24 protein-coding genes are annotated in these 20,339 nt (G+C 62.8%); 17 read left to right on the top strand and 7 right to left on the bottom strand.

The features are described from left to right. The first annotated feature begins 14 nt into the window (after positions 1-14). Both M0654_RS11075 and M0654_RS11070 read left to right on the top strand, forming a co-directional pair. A complete protein-coding gene (locus M0654_RS11075) occupies positions 15-1,022 on the top strand; it encodes an asparaginase (RefSeq protein WP_248683143.1) in 1,008 nt (335 codons plus the stop codon). 68 nt (positions 1,023-1,090) lie between these two features. After that, positions 1,091-1,714 carry a glutathione S-transferase family protein gene (locus M0654_RS11070; RefSeq protein WP_248683142.1) on the top strand — a complete coding sequence of 208 codons (624 nt, stop codon included), beginning with the start codon at positions 1,091-1,093 and terminating at the stop codon, positions 1,712-1,714. Positions 1,715-1,723: 9 nt separating this feature from the next. Here the strand turns inward: M0654_RS11070 and M0654_RS11065 are convergent, their stop codons facing one another. Then, positions 1,724-1,933 (bottom strand): hypothetical protein, encoded by a 210-nt coding sequence (locus M0654_RS11065; RefSeq protein ID WP_248683141.1) that lies wholly within the window; start codon positions 1,931-1,933, stop codon positions 1,724-1,726. A 100-nt stretch (positions 1,934-2,033) separates the two neighbouring features. Between M0654_RS11065 and M0654_RS11060 the strand changes: the two genes are divergently transcribed. Further along, on the top strand, positions 2,034-2,930 hold the full coding sequence (locus tag M0654_RS11060) for a LysR substrate-binding domain-containing protein (RefSeq protein ID WP_248683140.1): 897 nt from the start codon (positions 2,034-2,036) through the stop codon (positions 2,928-2,930). 10 nt (positions 2,931-2,940) lie between these two features. Here the strand turns inward: M0654_RS11060 and M0654_RS11055 are convergent, their stop codons facing one another. Then, positions 2,941-3,588, bottom strand: coding sequence for a glutathione S-transferase family protein (locus M0654_RS11055; RefSeq protein WP_248683139.1), 648 nt, complete (start codon positions 3,586-3,588; stop codon positions 2,941-2,943). A 125-nt stretch (positions 3,589-3,713) separates the two neighbouring features. On the opposite strand from M0654_RS11055, the gene M0654_RS11050 reads away from it, so the two are divergent. Together M0654_RS11050 and M0654_RS11045 are read left to right on the top strand one after the other, a co-directional pair. Then, positions 3,714-3,995 (top strand): ribbon-helix-helix domain-containing protein, encoded by a 282-nt coding sequence (locus tag M0654_RS11050; protein ID WP_245450394.1) that lies wholly within the window; start codon positions 3,714-3,716, stop codon positions 3,993-3,995. Continuing rightward, positions 3,992-4,303: a type II toxin-antitoxin system RelE/ParE family toxin gene (locus M0654_RS11045; RefSeq protein WP_248683138.1), complete on the top strand. Its 312-nt coding sequence runs from the start codon at positions 3,992-3,994 to the stop codon at positions 4,301-4,303. Before M0654_RS11050 ends, M0654_RS11045 begins: the two co-directional genes overlap by 4 nt. On the opposite strand, the gene M0654_RS11040 is transcribed toward M0654_RS11045, so the two are convergent. Continuing rightward, positions 4,300-5,682, bottom strand: a complete 1,383-nt coding sequence (locus M0654_RS11040) for a TIGR03808 family TAT-translocated repetitive protein (RefSeq protein WP_248683137.1) — start codon at positions 5,680-5,682, stop codon at positions 4,300-4,302. The genes M0654_RS11045 and M0654_RS11040 overlap by 4 nt on opposite strands. A gap of 236 nt (positions 5,683-5,918) precedes the next feature. On the opposite strand from M0654_RS11040, the gene M0654_RS11035 reads away from it, so the two are divergent. After that, positions 5,919-7,448 carry a sensor domain-containing protein gene (locus M0654_RS11035; protein WP_118848947.1) on the top strand — a complete coding sequence of 510 codons (1,530 nt, stop codon included), beginning with the start codon at positions 5,919-5,921 and terminating at the stop codon, positions 7,446-7,448. Positions 7,449-7,454: 6 nt separating this feature from the next. On the opposite strand, the gene M0654_RS11030 is transcribed toward M0654_RS11035, so the two are convergent. Continuing rightward, positions 7,455-7,985, bottom strand: a complete 531-nt coding sequence (locus M0654_RS11030) for a MarR family winged helix-turn-helix transcriptional regulator (protein ID WP_248683136.1) — start codon at positions 7,983-7,985, stop codon at positions 7,455-7,457. Positions 7,986-8,104: 119 nt separating this feature from the next. On the opposite strand from M0654_RS11030, the gene M0654_RS11025 reads away from it, so the two are divergent. The 6 genes from M0654_RS11025 (at position 8,105) to M0654_RS11000 (ending at position 14,422) form a co-directional block, all read left to right on the top strand. Then, complete coding sequence (locus tag M0654_RS11025) at positions 8,105-9,616, top strand: MDR family MFS transporter (protein WP_248683135.1); 1,512 nt, start codon at positions 8,105-8,107, stop codon at positions 9,614-9,616. Between the two features lie 42 nt (positions 9,617-9,658). After that, on the top strand, positions 9,659-10,669 hold the full coding sequence (locus M0654_RS11020) for a ligase-associated DNA damage response exonuclease (protein ID WP_248683134.1): 1,011 nt from the start codon (positions 9,659-9,661) through the stop codon (positions 10,667-10,669). Then, the gene (locus tag M0654_RS11015) at positions 10,669-12,309 is read left to right on the top strand and encodes a cisplatin damage response ATP-dependent DNA ligase (RefSeq protein ID WP_248683133.1); all 1,641 of its coding nucleotides are present in this window, start codon (positions 10,669-10,671) and stop codon (positions 12,307-12,309) included. Before M0654_RS11020 ends, M0654_RS11015 begins: the two co-directional genes overlap by 1 nt. Positions 12,310-12,372: 63 nt before the next feature. After that, positions 12,373-12,579 (top strand): hypothetical protein, encoded by a 207-nt coding sequence (locus M0654_RS11010; RefSeq protein ID WP_248683132.1) that lies wholly within the window; start codon positions 12,373-12,375, stop codon positions 12,577-12,579. A gap of 109 nt (positions 12,580-12,688) precedes the next feature. Then, positions 12,689-13,513: a L,D-transpeptidase gene (locus M0654_RS11005; RefSeq protein WP_248683131.1), complete on the top strand. Its 825-nt coding sequence runs from the start codon at positions 12,689-12,691 to the stop codon at positions 13,511-13,513. A 195-nt stretch (positions 13,514-13,708) separates the two neighbouring features. Further along, a complete protein-coding gene (locus M0654_RS11000) occupies positions 13,709-14,422 on the top strand; it encodes a L,D-transpeptidase family protein (RefSeq protein WP_118848954.1) in 714 nt (237 codons plus the stop codon). 54 nt (positions 14,423-14,476) lie between these two features. Here M0654_RS11000 and M0654_RS10995 read toward each other — a convergent pair whose 3' ends face one another. After that, positions 14,477-14,959 carry a MarR family winged helix-turn-helix transcriptional regulator gene (locus tag M0654_RS10995; protein WP_248683350.1) on the bottom strand — a complete coding sequence of 161 codons (483 nt, stop codon included), beginning with the start codon at positions 14,957-14,959 and terminating at the stop codon, positions 14,477-14,479. 154 nt (positions 14,960-15,113) lie between these two features. On the opposite strand from M0654_RS10995, the gene M0654_RS10990 reads away from it, so the two are divergent. Continuing rightward, positions 15,114-15,536 (top strand): organic hydroperoxide resistance protein, encoded by a 423-nt coding sequence (locus M0654_RS10990; protein WP_118848956.1) that lies wholly within the window; start codon positions 15,114-15,116, stop codon positions 15,534-15,536. Between the two features lie 63 nt (positions 15,537-15,599). Here the strand turns inward: M0654_RS10990 and M0654_RS10985 are convergent, their stop codons facing one another. Further along, a complete protein-coding gene (locus tag M0654_RS10985; RefSeq protein ID WP_248683130.1) occupies positions 15,600-16,058 on the bottom strand; it encodes a MarR family winged helix-turn-helix transcriptional regulator in 459 nt (152 codons plus the stop codon). Between the two features lie 51 nt (positions 16,059-16,109). On the opposite strand from M0654_RS10985, the gene M0654_RS10980 reads away from it, so the two are divergent. The 4 genes from M0654_RS10980 (at position 16,110) to M0654_RS10965 (ending at position 18,647) form a co-directional block, all read left to right on the top strand. After that, on the top strand, positions 16,110-16,856 hold the full coding sequence (locus tag M0654_RS10980) for a DUF899 domain-containing protein (protein ID WP_248683129.1): 747 nt from the start codon (positions 16,110-16,112) through the stop codon (positions 16,854-16,856). Positions 16,857-16,905: 49 nt separating this feature from the next. Continuing rightward, entirely contained in the window at positions 16,906-17,373 is a 468-nt protein-coding gene (locus M0654_RS10975) for a DUF1579 domain-containing protein (RefSeq protein ID WP_390920152.1), read from the top strand. Positions 17,374-17,433: 60 nt separating this feature from the next. Further along, positions 17,434-18,243, top strand: coding sequence for a VOC family protein (locus M0654_RS10970; RefSeq protein WP_248683127.1), 810 nt, complete (start codon positions 17,434-17,436; stop codon positions 18,241-18,243). A 101-nt stretch (positions 18,244-18,344) separates the two neighbouring features. Beyond that, positions 18,345-18,647: an alkylphosphonate utilization protein gene (locus M0654_RS10965; protein WP_248683126.1), complete on the top strand. Its 303-nt coding sequence runs from the start codon at positions 18,345-18,347 to the stop codon at positions 18,645-18,647. A gap of 41 nt (positions 18,648-18,688) precedes the next feature. Here M0654_RS10965 and M0654_RS10960 read toward each other — a convergent pair whose 3' ends face one another. Beyond that, positions 18,689-20,254, bottom strand: a complete 1,566-nt coding sequence (locus M0654_RS10960) for a helicase HerA-like C-terminal domain-containing protein (protein ID WP_118848962.1) — start codon at positions 20,252-20,254, stop codon at positions 18,689-18,691. Between the last annotated feature and the right edge of the window lie 85 nt (positions 20,255-20,339).

Here is a 20,339-nt window from a genome sequence, read left to right as displayed (position 1 = left end):
AATCAGGACTGACCATGCAAAATCCCGTTACCGTGGAAGTGACCAGAGGCAAGCTCGTCGAAAGCCGTCATCGCGGCATGGGCATCGTCGTGGATGGTGATGGCAAGGTGGTCTTTTCGTTCGGCGATGCGGACGCCGGCGTCTTCCCGCGTTCGGCCTGCAAGGCCATGCAGGCGCTGCCGCTCGTCGAAAGCGGTGCTGCGGACGCCTATGGTTTCGGCAATGCCGAACTCGCCTTCTCCTGCGCCTCCCATTCCGGCGAGGACCGGCATGTGGCGATGGCCGCTTCCATGCTGGCCAAGGCCGGCAAGGATGTCTCCGCGCTGGAATGCGGCGCGCATTGGTCCAGCGACCAGGCGACCGTGATCCACCAAGCCCGCACGATCGACAAGCCGAGCGCGCTCCACAACAACTGCTCGGGCAAACATTCCGGTTTTGTCTGCACCTGCGTCCACAGCGGCACCGATGTCGCCGGTTATGTGGGCTACGATCACCCGCTGCAGCGCGAGATCCGCGACGTCATGCAGAGCCTGACCGGTGCGACGCTTGGCGAAGACAACTGCGGCATCGATGGCTGCTCCATCCCGACCTATGCCGTGCCGCTGAGGGGCCTGGCGCATGGCTTTGCCAAGATGCTGACGGGGCAGGGGCTTTCCCATACGCGCGCGACGGCTTCGCGACGCCTGATGGAGGCCTGCATGGCCGAGCCCTTTTATGTCGCCGGCACCAACCGCGCCTGCACCAAGCTGATGGAACTTGCACCCGGCAAGATCTTCGCCAAGACCGGTGCCGAAGGCGTCTTCGTGGCCGCCCTGCCGGACCACGATCTTGCCATGGCCGTCAAATGCGAAGACGGCACCACGCGTGCTGCCGAAGCGATGATCTTTGCGCTGATTGCCCGCTACTTCGAAAAGGGCAGTGAAACGCAGGAAAAGCTGATGTCGATGGCGAACCGCCAGATGCATAACTGGAACGGCTACCATGTCGGCGATGTGCGTGTGACAGACGTGCTCTTCGCATGAGCCTCTGAACGAGGCTGCTTAAGGCCCGGGCGCGTGCTATGACAGGGGGCAAGAGAAGGAGGATCTCGATGAACACCTTGTACTTTTCCCCTGGAAGCTGCGCGCTCGCGAGCCACATCGCACTTGCCGAGTCCGGTCTGCCCTATGAGATCCGCAAGGTGGATTTCGGCGCGAACGAACAGCGTTCGGAAGCCTACCTGAAGATCAATCCGAAGGGTCGCGTCCCGGCGCTCGTCACCGAACATGGCGTCGTCACCGAGACGGTGGCCATCCTCGCCTACATCGCCCAACTGGCCCCCGCTGCGAAGCTTGCACCGCTCGATGATCCCTTCCAGTTCGCCAGGATGCAGGCCTTCAACGCCTATATGTCCTCGACGGTCCACGTCGCGCATGCGCACGGGCGCCGCGGTTACCGCTGGGCCGACCAGGAATCCTCCATCCAGGACATGAAGAACAAGCTGCCGCAGTCCATGCGCGACTGCTTCCGGCTGATCGAGGACGGCATGCTGGAAGGCCCTTATGTGCTCGGCGAACAATATTCCGTTGCCGATGCCTACCTCTTCGTCGTTTCAGGCTGGCTGAAGAGCGATGGCGTGGATATCGCTGAGTTCCCGCGCGTCCAGGCCCACTATCAAAAGATGCGCGAGCGGCCTGCCGTGCAGAAGGCGATCGCCGACGAAAAGGCGGCCTGAGGAGAGCCTTCAGGCGCAGCGCGACAGGTGCTGCATCGGGTGCGGAGCCTCTTGCTCCGCTTCCAGATCCGGCCGGCGCGGCCAGGGCAGGTCGGCCAGCTGCCGCATGTCCATGGAGCGGATCTCCGGGTGGTCGCCGGGATCGGGCACGACTGGGATCACCGCTTGCGGTGCATTGAGCAGACTGCTGATGTTGAAGAAAAACTTGAAGACGTTCATCACGTCACCTCGCAAATACCGTTTATTTGCAGGCTGAAGATGCGCGCCGGCACGCGCTGAAGCAATCGACTTTCTCAGCCGCCTGTTATAGATTTTCTATATGAACAACCTGAACACGATCCACCTGAACGGCCTTCGGGCGATCGAGGCCGTGGCCCGTCTCGGTTCTCTCCAGGCCGCTGCCGCCGAGCTTGGCGTGTCGGTTGGCGCGGTCAGCCAGCAGGTCATCAAGGCGGAGATGCAGCTCGGCCATCCGGTCTTCCAGCGCCTTCCTAAGGGCATGGTCCCGGTGGATGCGGCGCGGCCGATGCTGGCGCGGCTGGGTGATGGTTTCCGGCAATTATCGGAAGCGGTGGCGCTGGGCAAACAGCGTGATGAAAAGCTGCTGACAATCTCGGTCGCCCCGGTGTTTGCGGCGCGTTTCCTCGTCCACAGGCTCGACCGTTTTTCGGCGCGTCACCCGGAAATCCGACTGCGGATCGACGCAACGACAGCGATGGCGGATTTTGTGGCGGATGGCGTTGATCTCGGCATCCGCGTCGGGTCCGGCAGATGGCCGGGCGTCGAGGCGGAACTGCTGCTGCAGCAGTTTATCTTTCCCGTCTGCAGCCCTGCACTGGCGAACCGCCTGCAGCGGCCTGAAGACATCCTGGATCTGCCCGTCATCATCGATGGCAGGGGCATGTTCAGCTGGGATGTCTGGCTGCGGGCTGCCGGTGTCGAGCCGCGGCCGCTCGATGTACGGCACGTCTTCAACGAGGCGTCGCTCTGCCTTGACGCCACGATCGCAGGCGAGGGGGGGATGCTCGCCTGGCAAACGCTTGCCGCCTATCCGCTGAAGGAAGGCAAGCTGGTGGAGCCCTTCGATATACGCGCCGCAACCGGTTTCGGTCACTATGTCGTAACGCCGTTGGGCATGCGCCAGCCGCCGAAGGTCAAGGCGTTCCACCAGTGGCTCAGGCAAGAGCTGGCGGAGCTTCAACCATCCGGCGGCTGACGAACTCGGATCAGGCCGGTTCTGCGTTCCGCTTCGCCCACATCTCCTGGTAGGCGGGACGGTTCGTGCACCGCTCGTACCAGGCGTTGAGCTCCGGGCGGTTGGCGAACAGCGCCGCATGCCCGCGGGCATAACGCACGATTTCCGCGACATTGATGTCGGCTGCCGTAAACCGGTCGCCGACGAGGTAATCCGTCTTGGCGAAGTGTTCTTCCAGCCGGTCGAAAGGCCGTTCCAGGTTGCGCGCAGCATCCGCGACCTGCGCCTTGCCTTCCGCCGTGTCGGCCTTGGCGGACTGGATATCGAGCGCCGAGGACTCGATGCTGGTGGCGGCAAACAAGGACCACTGGATCATCAGGGCCTCCTCGTTGACGTCCTTCGGTCCCAGATCGCCGCCATACTTGCGGGCGAGGTAGAGCGAGATCGCCAGCGATTCATGCAGCACGAAGCCATCGTCGTCGATCGACGGGATCGAGCCCATCGGGTTGACCTTGAGGAACTCCGGCGAGCGCGTGTTGACCGGCGCACCGGGCGCGTTGGGGTCGGGCAGGCGATAGGCCTGGATCACCGGCACATGCTCGAACGGCAGCCCGATTTCCCCGGCAAGCCAAAGCGGTCTCGTCGCGCGCGACCGGTAAACGCCATAGATTTTCAGCATCAGTGTCTCCTCAGATTCGCACGCAAGCTAATGGGGAAGAAGGCAGAACGGAAGATCAATGGCCGTTGGACGATCATGAAAGTTTTCGATAGGATAAACAGGCCTCGCAATGTTTGGAGACTATGGTGGCAGCCACGACATCGCTGAAGATAACCTTGCCGCTCGAGATGGCCGAACTGGTCAGGGCCAAGGTAGCGTCTGGCCGCTACGCCTCCGAGAGTGACGTCATTGCCGACAGCCTCCGCGCCCTTGCTGAAGACGATGCAGCCTTTGATCGTTGGCTGGTGGAAGACGTGGGGCCGACGGTTGACGCAATAGACGCCGGACGGGAGAAAACATACTCTCTCGAAGAAACGCGCGAACGTCTGCAGTCCCGCATTTCCGGCATGGTCGCAGGCAAGGGATGAAATACGAGGTTCGTTTCTCGCAAAGGGCGGAAGACGACCTCGCAGAAGTTCTCAGCTATATCGTTGAACGCGCAGGAGAGCAGGTGGCCCGGCGGTACGTCGACACGCTCGTCGACTACTGCATGTCCTTTGAAAACTTTCCTCACCGAGGCAGCCGCTCCGATGTCAGGCCGGGCTTGAGGCTCGTCGGGTTCCGGCGACGCGCGACGATCGCCTTCATCGTCCGAAACAACCGCGTTGTGATCGTCCGGATCTTCCATCGCGGGCGAAAGGTTGACTTAAAGGATCTGCCGTCACAGGCGGACTAACCCACCCGGTTGTTCTCGATCACCAGATGCGCAAAACTCTCGCCCGGGCTCGCGATGAGGTCGCGCGTGGCCGGTGCCTTCCAGCGATAACCGATGATGGCGCCGCGTTCGACCGACTGGAACAGGTTGTTGGCGATCAGCGCGTTGCCGGCACCCTCGACGACGGTGACTGCACAGCCGGTGCCGGCCTGGCGCACGACATTACCCGTGACCGACACGTTCCTGAGGTATGGCCCGAAACCCAGTGCCAAGCCCCAGAGCGGCGCGTTTTCCACCACATTGCCGCTCACCACAGTATCGGCCTCGACGCTGATGCCGACGCCGAAGATCGCTTCGTCCAGCACATAAGGTCCGACGAGCCTCAGGTTGCGGACGATGTTGTTCACCACGGTGGCGAGCCGCCCGCCTTCGTTGAAGTTGACGACCGAGATGCCGTTCGCCGCGCCGTCGACGATGTTACCGGAGACGATCGCGCCTTCGAAGGCGAACTCTGCATAGATCGCGGTCTCGCCCGACCCGAGGCACTGGTTGTTGACAATCTGCGCGTTGGAGGCGCTGTTTGCCCGGATCGCCGAAAAAGCGGAGTCGCTGATGTGGTTTCCCGACACGATCACGTTGTCGGCGCGAAAGAGGTTGATCGCATTGCCATACTGCCCGGTCCCGCCAAGGCTGGCGCCGGTGCGGGTGATCCGGTTGCCGGAAACGATCGTGCCGTCGCTGCCCTTGGCCGAGCGGTGGATCAGGATGCCGCCATTGCCGCAATCCTCCAGCACATTGCCGGTAACGGAAAGTCCGGAACTGTCGACGGCGAGGATGCCGTAGTCACCGGCACCCGAGATGCGGCTGCGTTCAATGCGCCCGCCACAGCGCTCCAGGTTGAACGCATTTCTGCGCCCGCCATGGATCTCGCAGTTGTCGAGGATGAGGTCGCCGACCCCGCGCAGGTGCAGAAGCGCTGGGCTGTCTTCGCCGGCTGTTCCGTCAATGACGAGGTTGGAAAGCTCGACCCGGCCTGCGCCATCGGCCCGCAACACGGCGCCGCCGCCTGCCTGTACCAGCCGCGAGGCACCCGCAATGCCGGTGATCCGCGCGCCATCCGGCAGTTGAAGGTCTGAAACAGGGTAATCTCCCGGCGGCAGGAAGACCGGCAGGTTCTGCCGCGCCGCCTGCGAGATGAGTTCAGCAAGCTTGCGCCCCTGCCGTGCGCCGCCGCCGGGTGTCACGCCGTGCTGGCTCGCATCGATCGCCCCGCGCAACTCGCCGCCGATCACTGGAGCGGCTTTTGCCGCGGAGGCGCGCCGGACGAACGGCGGAGCGCCCGCGGCCACGGTGGCTCCGGCCAACACCTGCAAAACCGAGCGTCTCGAGATCGTCCTCATCTTGCGCGTGCGTCCTCCATGAATCCCCTGGGCGTCCACGGGCATTCTCGACGCGAAAGCTTTTTAATCTCCAAATGCCACCCCGGAAGCGCTCAAAGTAGGCCCAAACGCCCGGATCTCCGGGACCAAGTGCGGCAATTTCTCGAAGTTCTTAAAAAAGGAGAAGGAATTTTACTCCATCATGCGGACCTGAAAGCGGAAACACCGTGGCTTCCGGGACGAGAAGAGTGGATGGGATGGTCAAGCCCGTATCGCATGACAAGTCACTGACATTCGCAGTAGATCCTCTGGATAGCTCCTGGGCGCGCCTCGTCGATACGGCCACGGACAACAGCATGGATCCGCAGGCTGCCGCGGACGCTCTTCATATCCGCACGCGTGTTCTTCTCGATCAGCTTCCGGATTTCATCTACGTCAAGGACAGGCGCAGCCGCTTCGTATTCGCCAACAAGGCAGCCAGCCGGCTGGTGAGCTTCGCCAGCGGCAACGTGATTGGCCTGACGGATTTCGACCTGCTCGAGCTTGGCTGCGCCAAGGAAACCTTCCTTGCCGAACAGGACCTGATGTCGAGTGGGACAGCCTACGAGAACCGTGAAGAGCGTATCACGCTCGCGGACGAGCGTACGCTGTGGCTGACCACCTCCAAGACGCCGCTGCGCAACGATGCGGGCGAGATTATTGGTCTTGTCGGTATTTCGCGTGACATCACCGAACGCAAGCGCCAGGACGCCCGCCGCCATGGCCATGCACGACTGCTCGAGATGATCGCGCGCGGCCAGCCGCTGCAGACGGTGCTTGATGCGCTCGTCTCGACCGTCGAGGACGAGCTCGATGAGATTACCGCGTCCTTCCTGCTGCTCGACGAGCAGAACCAGAGGCTGCGCCATGGCGCAACGACCCGCTTGCCACCGGCCTATGTCAAGGCGATCGACGGGCTTGAGGTCGGACCGAAAGTTGGTTCCTGCGGCACGGCCGCCTGGCGGCGCGCCCCTGTTTTCGTCCGTGATGTGCTGGAAGATCCGCTCTGGTCGGATTTTCGCGAACTCGCCGTGCTGTTCGGTTTCCGCTCCTGCTGGTCCACTCCGATCATGAGCCCGGATGGTCGCGTGCTCGGCACCTTCGGCCTTTATTCGAATACGCCGCGCGAGCCGACCGCCCTTGAGCTGGAATTGACCGCCATGGCGACCGACCTTGCCGGCATCGCCATCGAGCGGGCGCGTGCCGAAGAGCGCATCCAGCATATGGCCCACCACGACCCGCTGACGGGCCTTCCCAACCGCGCCCTGTTCTGGACCCAGTTCGCCCGCGCCCTGCATGAAGGCCGCCGCGAAGGCCGCAAGATCACGGTTGCCTATATCGACGTCGACAATTTCAAGCAGATCAACGATGGGCTCGGCCATGCCGCCGGCGACGAGGTGCTGAAGGCGCTTGCCCACCGCATGTCGAGCTGCATCCGCGCCAGTGATCTGCTCGCGCGCCTGGGCGGCGATGAATTTGCCATCGTCTTCAGCAACATCACCCATGACGAGGCCGGCGTCATCCGTCGCCTGCAGGAACTGCGGCTTGCGGTGGCTCGACCGATCGAGGTGGAGGGCGACAGCATCCAGGCAACCTGCAGCATGGGCGTTGCCTTCTTCCCGCAGGATGGTGATACGCCGGAAACGCTTCTCGCACGCGCAGACCGAGCGATGTACGAGGCAAAACATGAAGGCAAGGACAGGCTTCGCGTGTCCGAGCCCGGCGCGCCGCCCATCGTTCCGGCCTGATCGTGGTCAGACCTTGGGCTCGGCCCGCTGTTCCTGCGCCTTTTCCGCCTGCAGGTAGATCGACTCGAAATCGCAGATGAACTTCTCGAAAAGCGTCGAGAAGGCTTCGAGCTCGTCTTCGTCCCAGTCTTCCAGCACGCCGGTGAGCAGCGCGCGCTTCACCGCCCGGATTTCCGCCAGCAGCGTATCGCCAAACTCGGTGCGCACCACCAGCGACCGCCGGCCATCTTCCTGAGAGGCTTCCCGCCTGAGGATGCCGCGGCCAACGAGATCGGCCACGAGACGGCTGCCGCGCGACGGGTCGATGCGCAGCACCTCCGCAATTGCACCGACGGTGATTTCGCCCTCGATACGGCGCATGGCGTCAAGCACGTCGAGATGCGAGATGTCGAGCCCCGGCGCGATATTGGCAAGCGCGGTGCGGCCGATGATCCGCCGCCCGATGAGCAGTCGCATGCGCGCCAAGAGATCGCCGATACGCGCGGTGCGGTCGGGATGGCTCTCTTTCCTGGCTCGGATGGCAGATGACACGGTCATGGCGGCAACGCTACAGTATGCGGCGCGGGATTTCCATCATGTTGTGCGGCAATCATGCGAGTGCGGTTGACATTTATGTGCGTCGCGCACATAAATTGCGCTCACAACGGATTACTCCCATGGATATGACCCAATCGGCGCCGGCGCCGCTCGTCACCGACCCGCGTCAGCGCTTGGTGGTGTTCCTGTTCCTGCTCACCTCGCTCTTCATGGCCACGCTCGATAACCAGATCGTGTCGACGGCACTGCCCACGATTGTTGGCGAGTTCAGCGAGCTTGAGCGCTTCGGCTGGATCGGCTCCGCTTACCTCCTCGCCATGAGCGCGGTGATGCCGATCTACGGCAAGCTGGGCGACCTGTTCGGCCGCAAATACATCATCCTCGTCGCGATCACGCTGTTTGCCTTTGGCTCGGTGCTTTGCGGTTTTGCATGGTCGATGAACTCGCTGATCGCCGCCCGCGTCATCCAGGGTTTTGGCGGCGGCGGCATCATGGTGTCGATCTTCTCCATCAATGCCGACCTGTTCGAGCCGCGCGAGCGGGCGAAATATCAGAGCTATACGAGCCTGGTCATCATGGCGTCGAGCAGCCTTGGGCCCATCCTCGGCGGCACGATGAGCGATCTTTTCGGCTGGCGGTCGATCTTCCTCATCAACGTGCCGATCGGCATCATCGCTGTCACGGGGCTCATCCTGATGCTTCCCTACCGGCGTCCGACCCGCAAGCCGAAGATCGATTATCTCGGGGCGCTGTTCCTTGCCGGCACGACCTGCTCGGTTGTGCTCTGGGCCGATAGCGGCCAGATCTTCGGCTCGCTGATCGGGCGCGAGGCGCTGATGATCATCGCGCTCGGCGCCGTCAGCGCCTGCATCTGGCTTTTCGTGGAATCGCGCGCGCCCGAACCGATCGTGCCGCTGACGCTCTTCCGCGACTCCACCTTCACGCTTTTCCTCGTCGTTTCGCTGATGACCGGTGGCGTGGCGATCGGCATGGTGAACTACATCGCGCTCTACCTGCAGATGACGAGCGGGCTGACACCCATCGCAGCCGGACTGTTCTTCATGTGCAGCACCGTCGGGATCGTGATCGGCTCGATGTCGGCCGGCCGGCTGATTTCCCGTACAGGCCGCTACAAGCCGTTCTCCGTGCTGGGCCTCACCATCAATGTTATCTCGCTGGCGCTGATGTCGCAGCTGCATCCCGGTTCGCCGCTCCTCCTCGTCGGCATCCTCATGGCCTTCCAGGGATTGGCAATTGGTTTCGGGCAGCAGGCGCCGATCATCGGCGTGCAGAACAGCGCCCCGCGTGGCGATGTCGGTGCTGCGACGGGTGCCGTGACGCTGACCCGCATGGGCGGAGCGGCGATCGCCATCTCGATCTATGGCGCGATCATCGGGTCGAATGTCGCGCATGTCGATCTCGGCTTGCCCGGCGGCATCAACCTGTCGGAGCTGACGCCAAAGGTGCTGAGCGAACTGCCCGACGAGACGCGCCAACTGATCGGCCAGGTTTACCAAGGTGCCTTCGAGACGCTCTTCCTCACGGCTGCAACGATCGCCAGCCTGGGACTCATTGCGGCGCTGTTCCTCAAGAATGTCCGGCTGCCCGTCGCCACCGACCGGCGCGCCTGACGCATCTTTGAAACTCCCGCTCATGCCCTATCTTTGAAGGACATGAGACCCGAGGCCCTGCTTCATCCAACCCCCGCCGGGCTGTTCTGCCCCATCGGCCGCTTTTATGTCGATCCTGTCCGTCCGGTCGAACGGGCGTTGATCACACATGGCCATTCCGACCATGCGCGCTCCGGCCACGGGCATGTGCTCGCCACCCGCCAGACGCTCGACATCATGCGCATCCGCTACGGCGAGGATTTCTGCAACTCGGAGCAGGCGGCAGAGTTCGGGGAAAAGATAGACGTCAACGGCGTGCGCGTCAGTTTCCATCCGGCGGGCCATGTGCTGGGTTCAGCGCAGATCGCCATCGAGCGCGACGGCCTGCGTATCGTCGTTTCGGGCGATTACAAGCGCGGCGTCGATCCCACCTGCGCGCCCTTCGTGCCGGTCGCCTGTGATATCTTCATCACCGAGGCGACTTTCGGCCTGCCGGTCTTCCACCATCCGGATCCGAAGGAGGAGGTGGGAAAACTCTTTACCTCCATCGAGCAGTTTCCGGAGCGTAGCCACCTGGTGGGCGCCTATGCGCTGGGCAAGGCGCAACGTGTCATCCGGCTGATCCGCGATTGCGGGTACGACAAGCCGATCTTCATCCACGGCGCGCTCGCGAAGCTCTGCGATTACTACGTCAGCCAGGGCATCGACCTTGGCGAAATCCGCCCGGCCACCGTCGAGAAGAGCAATCCGGAAGCGTTCAAGGGTGCGGTCATCGTTGGTCCTCCGTCGGCCTTCCAGGAGCGCTGGGCGCGCCGCTTCAACGAACCGATGATCTGTTTTGCCTCCGGCTGGATGATGGTGCGCCAGCGCGCCAAGCAGGGCGGTGTGGAACTGCCTCTGGTGATCTCCGATCACTGCGATTGGCCCGAGCTGCTCGACACGATCAACGAAATCAAGCCCGCCGAGGTCTGGGTGACCCACGGCCGCGAGGAAGCGCTTGTACGCTGGTGCGAGCTGCAGGGCATCCCGGCGCGGCCACTGCATCTGGTCGGTTACGAAGACGAGGGGGATTGATGAAAGCCTTCGCGACACTTCTCGACCGCCTCGTGCTCACGCCGTCCCGGAACGGCAAGCTGAAGCTGCTCGCCGATTATTTCCGCGATACGCCCGATCCCGATCGTGGTTACGGCCTTGCAGCCCTTGCGGGCGCACTGGATCTCAAGAGCGTCAAGCCCGCCATGCTGCGCGAACTCGTGCTCGAACGCCTTGATCCGGTGCTCTTCCAGTATTCCTACGACTATGTCGGTGACCTCGCCGAAACGATCGCACTCGTCTGGGATGGTGGCCGCAAGGAGCGAGTGGATGACGGCCACCAGCCGCGGCTGAGCGAGGTGGTGACGCGCATGAACTCCCTTGGGCGCCTCGAAGTCCGCGGCGCAGTGCGCGACCTCCTAGACCAGCTTGATCCGTCGAGCCGCTTTGCTTTCCTCAAACTCGCCACCGGGTCGCTGCGCATCGGCGTTTCCGCCCGGCTTGCCAAGCAGGCGCTGTCGGACATGAGCGGCCCGGGTGACAACAAGCGCGACGTCACCGAAATCGAGACCCTGTGGCACGGCCTTGCACCGCCATACGAGGCGCTGTTCGCCTGGCTCGAGGGCAAGGGCGAAAAGCCGGTGCTGGCCACGCCAGCGATCTTCCATTCCGTCATGCTCGCCAATCCGGTGGAGGAGGGGGATCTCGCCAAGCTCGATCCGCAGGACTACGCCGCCGAATGGAAGTGGGACGGCATCCGGGTGCAGATGTCGAGCTTTGGCGGCACCCGCAAACTCTATTCCCGCTCCGGCGACGACATCACCAATGCCTTCCCTGACATCGTCGAGGCGATCAACTTCGAAGGCGTCATCGATGGCGAATTGCTGGTCGGCGGCACGACGCGCTCCAACAGCCCGACGCGCACATTCTCCGACCTGCAGCAGCGGTTGAACCGCAAGACGGTCAACAACAAGATGCTGGATGAATATCCGGCCTTCGTGCGCAGCTACGACCTCCTGTTCGAGCGGGACGAGGATGTCCGGGCGGAAGGTTTCCTGGAACGCCGCAAGCGCCTTGCCGAGCTGATCGAGCGCGCCCCGCACGACCGTTTCGACCTGTCGCAGCTCGTGCCCTTCTCCACCTGGGAGGAGCTGGACCAGCTGCGCCTCGCGCCACCCGATCCGGTGATCGAAGGGGTGATGATCAAGCGCAAGGACAGTGTCTACCAGGCCGGGCGCCTCAAGGGCCCGTGGTTCAAGTGGAAGCGCGATCCCTATAATATCGATGCGGTGATGCTCTATGCCCAGCGCGGCCACGGCAAGCGTTCCAGCTATTATTCCGATTTCACCTTCGGTGTCTGGGCCGATATGCCGAACGGGCAGGAACTCGTTCCGGTGGGCAAGGCCTATTTCGGCTTCACCGATGCCGAACTCGAAGTGCTGGACAAGTTCGTGCGCGACAATACGGTGGAACGCTTCGGCCCGGTGCGGGCGGTGCGCGCCGAACCCGATTTCGGTTTCGTGCTGGAAGTCGCCTTCGAGGGCATCAACCGTTCCACCCGCCACAAGTCCGGTGTCGCCATGCGTTTTCCCCGCATCGCCCGGTTGCGCACCGACAAGCTCCCGCGCGATGCAGACCGGCTGGCCACCCTGACGGCAATGGTCGAAGCACGCGAGTCTTGACCTCGTGCTGCACTGCCACATCTCACGTCGCAGTACGGTATGGGTGCAGGTAAGGGTTTGGAAATGACCAGCTCCGATTTCATGACCAAAGGCATTATCGCACTACTCGGCTGCTTCGCCGCCGCCTACATCGGCCAGGAGATCCTCGGCGCCTCGATGCTGGGCTATCTCATCGGCACCGCGATCCTCGCCGGCACGACAGGACCGTTCCTGTTTGCGGTGCTGAGGTGGTGCAAGGAAAAGCACGCGCTGCGCACGAAAAAGCTCTAGCGGTCACACCGCAGAACCTCTGCCCCGGTTGGCTGGCGACTGACGTCAGCCTCGCGCCAGCCGCACCTGCCACTATCCGCGCCGATATCATCTGCCGGAAGTGGGTTCCATGCCAAGCTCTTCTCGTTCGTTCCGCCGCATCCTGTCGCTTTCGGTGCTCGGCCTTGCAAGTGCCACGCTCGCCGGCTGCCAGGTGCCTTTCGTGACCGACACCAGCCGCATGAACGCCGATGTCTTTGCGCGCGAAACGGCGCCGGTCTTCTACAATCCCGCCTATGCCGAACCGGTGCAGCCGCAGGCGCTGCCGGTGAAGGAGCCGATCCCGCAGCGGCGCGAGCTTTACCAGACCCAGTTCCACCAGACTTACGGCCTGCCGGTCTCGAACCCCGTGCACCGCGCCATGTATGGCGTGATCCGCGATGGTGGCTTCACGTTGCCGGCCATTCCTTATTCGCGTGTCGACCCGCGCTTCCTTCGCCAGGAGGTCGCGTACCGCACCAGCGAGCCGGTCGGCACGATCGTCGTCGATACCAAGGCACATTACCTCTATTTCGTGCAGCCCGGCGGCAAGGCGTTGCGGTATGGCGTTGGCCTCGGCAAGGCCGGTTTTGCCTGGCAGGGCCGCGGTGTCATCCAGCGCAAGGCGAAGTGGCCGCGCTGGACCCCGCCGCAGGACATGGTTGCCCGCCAGCCGGAACTGCGCCAGTTCGCCGCCGCCGAAGGTGGTGCGCTTCCCGGCCTCAACAATCCGCTCGGTGCCCGGGCGCTCTACATTTACCGCGACGGCCAGGACACGCTCTACCGCGTCCACGGCACGCCGGATTGGCAGTCTGTCGGCAAGGCAACCTCGTCCGGTTGCGTGCGCATGTTCAACCAGGACATCATCGACCTCTTCGACCGGGTTCCGTCCGGCACGCCGATCGTCGTCATGTAAGAACCGGGCAGGGGTAGCGGCGCCCCGCCAGCTTATCCCCATCGTGTGAACGCGCGTGTCCCTGACGTGAATGGTTGGTTAACAACCGGCGCCCTATCTTGAAGTCACGGCGGTTCGTGGAACCTTTTGCCTCGCTCGCCGTTGACGTGCGATTTTGCTGTCTCTGCGTTTTCATACCGAACGGTTCTGCCTCACATGGTTCTGCATTCACCCTTTTCCCGCCGGAGCTTCCTTTCGCTGCTCGGTGTCGGTGCAACCGCGACGCTTGCGTCCTGTGCCTCGTCGGCGCCCGCGCCGCGACGCATCGTGTCGACCGTCGCTTTCCAGCCTGACCCGTTGCCGGGCCCTGGTCCGGATTCGGAACTCGACCGGATGTACGGCACCGTTGTTGATGGTGGCTTCGTCATTCCGGCCATTCCCTACCAGCAGATCAACCCGCGCTACTATCGGCAGCGCGTGGTTGACCCGACAGGCGAGCGTCCCGGCACGGTTGTCGTCGATACGCCCTCGCGCTTTCTTTACCTTGTGGAGCCGGGCGGCACCGCCATGCGCTACGGCGTGGGTATCGGCCGCGAAGGCTTCTCCTGGTCCGGTGATGGCGTCATCCAGTGGCGTCAGAAATGGCCGAAGTGGACGCCGCCGAACGAGATGATTGCGCGCCAGCCGGAGCTTGCCCGTTATTCGGCCGACAATGGCGGCATGCCGCCGGGCCTGAAGAACCCGCTCGGCGCCCGTGCGCTCTATATCTTCCAGAATGGCCAGGACACGCTCTACCGCCTGCATGGATCGCCGGAATGGCAGTCGATCGGCAAGGCCGTGTCGTCGGGCTGTGTGCGCCTGATGAACCAGGACATCATCGACCTCTATGAGCGCGTGCCGAGCAAGGCGCGTATCGTGGTCTGGCAATAAACCTAAATTAAGCGGCCCCGGCCAGTCTGGCTGGGGCTTCCTCCATTTGGCTCTCTATCGTTCTTCGCTGTTCAGCCGCTGTTTCAGGCCGATCAGCCCGTCGCGCAATGCCGCGGCTTCCTCCATGCTGCAGCCCAGCGCTTGACCGATTGCCGCGTACACCGCCAGCGCCTGGCGCTCCAGGTCCTGTCCCTTCTGCGTCAGCGTGATCGTCACCTGGCGTTCGTCGCGCGGGTCGCGGTTGCGCATCACGAGCCCGGATTGCTCGAGCCGCTTGAGGAGCGGCGACAGCGTCCCGGAATCAAGCCCCAGCCGCTCGCCGATGGCCTTCACTGTCTGCCCGTCGTCTTCCCACAGCGCCAGCATGACAAGGTATTGCGGGTAGGTGAGGCCAAGCGGCTCCAGCAGCGGCTTGTAGGTGCGGTTGAAGGCATGCGCCGCCCCATAGATCGCAAAGCACAGCTGCGCATCGAGTTGGATCGACGCCGACCTTCCAGCCTTCGTCTTTTTCTGCGCTTGCGGGCCTGACTTCACCATTTCGTGCTCTAGCTTTGACATGACGTGCATTTTACAGGCTTGACCACGGAATGCAATGTGCATAACTTGATTGTGCGCAATTCAATTGCGGTCGAGTTAAATGCCGGCCGCCAGGTTCAACAAGCCATTACGGTTCAACCAAAGGAGTTCCACCATGCCTATCCTTTACACGACCAAAGCATCTGCAACGGGTGGCCGCGCCGGCCACGGCGTTTCCGAAGATGGCGTTCTTGATGTGACGCTGACCGTTCCGAAGGAACTCGGCGGCGATGGCGCCCGCGGCACCAATCCCGAACAGCTCTTCGCGACCGGTTATTCGGCGTGCTTCCTCGGCGCACTGAAGAACGTCGCCGGCAAGGAAAAGGTGAAGATCCCCGATGACGCCAAGGTCACCGCGACCGTCGGCATCGGCCCGCGCGAAGACGGCGGCGGCTTCGGCATCGAAGTATCGCTTTCGGTCAGCGCACCAGGCATCGAACGGGCACAGCTCGAAGATCTCGTCGCCAAGGCACACATCGTCTGCCCTTACAGCCACGCCATGCGCACCTCCACCGAGGTCCAGGTGACCGTCGAATAATCTCGACACTTCTGCCAAACAACAAGGCCGGCTCCCTCAAGGGACCGGCTTTTCTTTTGGGCGTTACCGGATCGCGCCGAGCAGCGACCTCAGCTGGTCCGGCCCGTCGTCGCCCAAGCCCGCATCCACTTCCGCATGAACCCGCTTCCAGATCGGCACCGCGACCGACAGCAGCGCCATCCCGTCATCCGTCAGTTTCAGCAGGCGGCCGCGCCGATCCTGCGGATCGACCGTCGAAGCTACCAGCCCCCGGCGCTCCAGCACCTTGAGTGCCGCTGTCAGTGTCGTGCGGTCCATGGCAAGCAGCTGCACCACCGAACTCATCGTCGCCGGCTGCGGGCGATTGAGCGACATCATCAGTGAAAATTGCCCGTTGTTCAGCCCGATCGGCTTCAGCGCATTGTCGAAACGGCGGGCAAGCGCGCGGGCGGCGCGCTGCACATGAAGGCACAGGCACGTGTCACGAACATGGATGGTGGTGGCAAAGGAGACTGATTCGATTTCGGCGGTGTTTGACAGCATGGGAATATTATGTTGATATCAACGTAAATGTCAAGGAATGGGAGGCTTGCCATGGATATCGCATCATCAGGATCTCACCCGGTCATCAGCCGCGAAGAGTGGCTGAAACAGCGCCGCACGCTGCTGGCGCTGGAAAAGGAGGAAACCCGCCTGCGCGACAAGGTGCGCGCCGCGCGCCAGGCGCTGCCCTGGGTGAAGGTGGACAAGGAATACCTCTTCGACACGCCGACAGGCAGGCGCCCGCTCGCCGATCTCTTTGATGGCCGCAGCCAGCTGATGATCTACCATTTCATGTTCGGCCCCGACTGGGATGCAGGCTGCCCGGGCTGCTCCTTCATGTCCGATCACATGGACGGCGCCCTGCCGCATCTCAACAACCACGATGTCACCTATGTCGCCGTGTCCCGCGCGCCGCTCGACAAGATCGAGGCCTACAAGAAGCGCATGGGCTGGCGTTTCCCGTGGGTGTCGTCCTACGGCTCCGACTTCAATTTCGACTTTCACGTCTCTTTCACGCCCGAGGAACTGGCAGGGGAGACGATCCGCTACAATTTCACGGACATCCCGCGCGAGATGGGCCACGACGAACTGCCCGGGCTCTCGGCCTTCTACAAGAACGCCGCCGGCGAGGTCTTCCACACCTATTCAAGCTACGCCCGAGGCGGAGAGGAGCTTTGCGCCACGCTGATGATTCTCGATCGCGCCCCGCTCGGCCGCAACGAGACCTCGACGCTGAGCTTCGTCAAGCGCCATGATGAATATGAGGAGAAGCCGCAAGGGTCATCCTGCTGCCATTGAGCGGGGTGAGCGTGGAGAAACAGCAAGAGGAGGAGAATTCATGAGCACCATGGAAATGGCAAAGCCGCAGGCGCAGCACGACTTTCTTCAGAAGATGGTCGGCACCTGGGAGGTGAATGCCGCCGACATGGGTAATGGCGAGGTCTGGACCGAGACCTGCCGCTCGCTGAACGGCATCTGGTTCGTGGCGGAAGGCAATGGAAACATGCCGGGCGGCGAACGCGCCACCACCGTGCTGACGCTGGGCTACGACCCGGCCAACGGCCGTTATGTCGGCACCTGGTTCGGCACGATGATGCACCATCTATGGGTCTATGACGGTGAGCTGTCGGAGGATGGCAACACGCTGAGCCTCTACACCACCGGCCCCGATTTTGCCCAGCAGGGCAAGCTTTGCGATTACCGCGAGCAGATCACCTTTACCGATCACGACCACCGCACCTTTACCTCCAGCGCCAAGCAGCCGGACGGGTCCTGGAAGCAGTTCATGCAGGCCAATTACACCCGCAAGCAGTGATGTCAGTCCATTGAGCCGGGCCGCGCCACGTCGCGCAGCTGCCCGCAAGAGGAGAAGAGCATGTTGCAGACAGCTTCCCAGTCGCGCTCGACCACGCATGGCAAGTTCATCTGGTGCGAGTTGATGACACCCGACACGACCGCATCCGGTGCGTTTTATTCCTCCGTCGTCGGCTGGAAGGTGAAGGAAATCGGCATGCCCGACCTGCCGGCCTATTTCCTGTTCGAGATGGGGGAGGGCGACAACTGCCCCGGCATCGGCGGAATGATGAATTTTCCGCCCGAGCTAGAGGGCAAGCTTCCACCCAACTGGACCGGTTATGTCGCGGTCGATGATGTCGACGAAACCTGCAAGGAGGTGACAAGCCTCGGCGGCCATGTGCAGCGTGCGCCGGAGGATATTCCCGGCATCGGTCGCTTCGCCGTGATTGCCGATCCGCATGGTGCCGTCCTTTGCATCATGAAGCCGGTGCCGATGGAAACCCCGCCGACCGAACTCGGGCCGCAGGATCCCGGCAATGTCGGCTGGCACGAGCTTTACGCCGGCAATGGCGAGGAAGCGCTCGAGTTCTACAACAAGATCTTCGGCTGGACGCTCGACCACGCGATGGATATGGGCCCGATGGGCAAGTACAACATCTTCGCCTACAACGGCCAGGCGATCGGCGGCATGATGACCAGGCCGCAGGACATGCCGCCCTGCTGGGTCTACTACTTCAACGTCCCGTTGATCGACACGGCGATCGAGCGGGTCAAGGCGGGCGGTGGCCAGATCCTCAACGGTCCCATGGAAGTACCGGGCGGCGCCTGGATCATCCAGGCAACCGATCCGCAGGGCGCCTTCTTCTGCCTCGTCGGGGCAAGGGGGTAGCGGTGGGGGTGAGCGCCAGCCTTCTCGATCGTTGCCGCAGCGTCTTCGCCTGCTATAAGCCGCGTCGAACCCATATGCGGCTTGGAGCGAGAGGACGACCGATGTCTGCCGACAACGATGACTATGTTTATGACGAAGTGACGGGCGAGTGGCGTCCGGCCTCCGAGATGGCGGCCGAGGCCGCCAAGGCGAACGAAGTGCGCGACGCTTCCGGCAATGTGCTGAAGGACGGCGATTCCGTCACGCTCATCAAGGACCTGAAGGTCAAGGGGGCCGGCCAGACCCTGAAGCAGGGCACTGTCATCAAGTCGATCCGCCTGACGGATAATCCCGAAGAGATCGATTGCCGCCACGAGACGATCAAGGGGCTCGTGCTGCGCACGGAATTCGTGCGCAAGCGGTAAGGGGAAAGCGCCGCCCGCGCACCGGCACGGGCGGCTTTTTCTTATCGCTTCAAGCTGCCGAGAATGCCGCGCACGATCGCGCGTCCAACCTGCGTTGCCACGGTGCGCGTCACGCTTTTCATCGCAGCTTCGATAATCGTCTCGCGCTGGTAACCGGCCTTGCGGGGCTGGCGACGGTCCTTGGCATCGTCGTCGCGGCCGAAGCCCGGCAGCGTCCATCCCGTCGTGTCGCCGGATCCTGCCGGCGGAGACGGATCAAGCTCATCCTGCGCCTTGCGCGCGGCAGCTGCGTCCGCGGCCTCCTTGGCGCGCGCCGCCAGAATCTCGAATGCGCTTTCCCGATCAAGATCCTCGTCATAGAGGCCGAGCACCGGGCTCTTGTCCATTACCGCCTGGCGCTCCTGTTCATTGAGAGGTCCGATGCGGCCGGATGGCGGACGGATCAGCGTGCGCTCCACCATTGACGGCACGCCCTTGTCGCCAAGGGTGGAAACCAGCGCTTCGCCTGTACCGAGTTGAGTAATGGCGGTTGCGCAATCGAAAGCCGGGTTGGGGCGGAAGGTTTCTGCCGCCGTCCGCACCGCCTTTTGTTCGCGTGGCGTATAAGCACGCAGCGCATGCTGCACCCGGTTTCCGAGCTGCGCCAGCACCGTTTCCGGCACGTCGAGCGGGTTCTGCGTTACGAAATAAACGCCGACGCCTTTGGAACGGATCAGCCGCACCACCTGCTCGACACGCTCGATCAGCACCTTTGGTGCGTCGTTGAACAGCAGATGCGCCTCGTCGAAGAAGAAGACGAGCTTCGGCTTTTCCGGATCGCCCACTTCCGGCAGTTCCTCGAAGAGTTCCGAGAGAAGCCACAGCAGGAAGGTCGCGTAGAGCCGCGGATTCATCATCAGCTTGTCGGCGGCAAGGATCGAGATCTGCCCGTAACCGTTGTTCGGGTTGGTGCGCATGATGTCCGAGATCTTCAGCGCTGGCTCGCCGAAGAACTGCTTGGCACCCTGCGTCTCGAGCACCAGCAGGCTGCGCTGGATCGAGGCGACGGAGGCCTTGGAGATCAGCCCGAATTCCTTGGAAAGCTCGCTCGCATTCTCAGCCATGTAGTTCAGGAGCGAGCTGAAATCCTTGAGGTCGAGCAGCGGCAGGTTTGCGCGGTCGGCCAGCTTGAAGGCAATGTTGATGACCCCTTCCTGCGGCTCCGAAGCATCCATCAGGCGCGACAGGAGGAGCGGGCCCATCTCCGCGATGGTCGTGCGCACGCGGTGACCCTTCTCGCCGAAGATATCCCAGAAGATCACCGGGAACTGCTCGAAGTCATAGTCCTCGAAGCCGATCTGTTCGGCGCGCTTGAGCAGGAAGTCCTTCGATTCTCCCTTCGCCGCGATGCCGGAAAGGTCTCCCTTGATGTCGGCTGCAAACACCGGCACTCCAGCCTTGGAGAAGCCTTCCGCCAGCACCTGGAGCGTCACCGTCTTGCCGGTACCGGTCGCACCCGTCACCAGGCCGTGGCGGTTGCCGAACTTGAGGTCCAGGTGCTCGGCCTTGTTCAGCGTGTCGTCTGGATTGCGACTGCCGCCGATGAAGAGCTTACCGGTATCATTCATGCAACTATGCGCTCCCTCGCCGCGTTAACTCGCATCCTTATAGGATGAGCAAAAGCGCCGGGCAACGGCAGGGTTGCCGACAGGT

The sequence above is a fragment of the Neorhizobium turbinariae genome, from assembly GCF_023223505.1.
GTDB classification, from domain to species: domain Bacteria; phylum Pseudomonadota; class Alphaproteobacteria; order Rhizobiales; family Rhizobiaceae; genus Neorhizobium; species Neorhizobium turbinariae.
This window is presented reverse-complemented; position numbering and strand designations above follow the sequence as displayed.